Annotated in this window: 1 protein-coding gene; it reads left to right on the plus strand. The window is 73.1% G+C overall.

What is annotated here, in order from left to right; genetic code table 11:
• Positions 1–244: 244 nt before the first annotated feature.
• A partial coding sequence (locus AMK19_RS30710) for an alpha/beta fold hydrolase (protein ID WP_143200500.1) occupies positions 245–651 on the plus strand: 407 nt, incomplete at its 3' end.

Below are 651 nucleotides of genomic sequence, written 5' to 3' on the forward strand. Positions count from 1 at the left end.
GGGTGGGGGTGGGGGTGGGGGTGTTGAAGACGGCAGCCACGGAGAAGGTGGTGGGGATCATTGCCCGGGATGATCGGTGGGCGGTCGGCGGAGGGGTCTTGCGGGTTGTCGTGGGGCCCGGTCCGTCGTCCGTGCGCGCCGGGCGGCCGGGTTTTCGGGTCGGGCCGGTGGTGCTGGGCGGCCGGGTCTGCGGGTTCGGCCGCCGCCCGTGTATTCCTTTTCCGTCGCGAGGAACGGACCGGCTGTGGACGTGAACAGAGTCACCGTCAACGACATCGATTTCGCCTACGTGGAGCAGGGCGAGGGGCCGCTGGCCCTGCTGATGCACGGTTTTCCCATGTCGCCGGCGACGTACCGGCATCTGATGCCCGCGCTGGCCGGGGCGGGCTACCGTGCCGTCGCGCCGTACTTGCGCGGGTTCGCGCCGTCGGGGCTGCCCGCGGACGGCTCGTTCGGGATAGCGGACCTGGTGGCCGATGTGAACGGCCTGCACGAGGCGTTGGGCGGCGGCGGGGACGCCGTGCTGGTGGGCCACGACTTCAGCGCGCCGGCGGTGTGGGGCGCGGCGCGCGACGGCGGGCGCTGGTCGCGGGCGGTGGTGTGCGACGTCCCGCCGTTCGCGGTGTTCGGGCCGATGGTCCTCACACCGCG

The sequence above is a fragment of the Kitasatospora sp. CB01950 genome (genome assembly GCF_001905465.1).
GTDB lineage: Bacteria > Actinomycetota > Actinomycetes > Streptomycetales > Streptomycetaceae > Kitasatospora.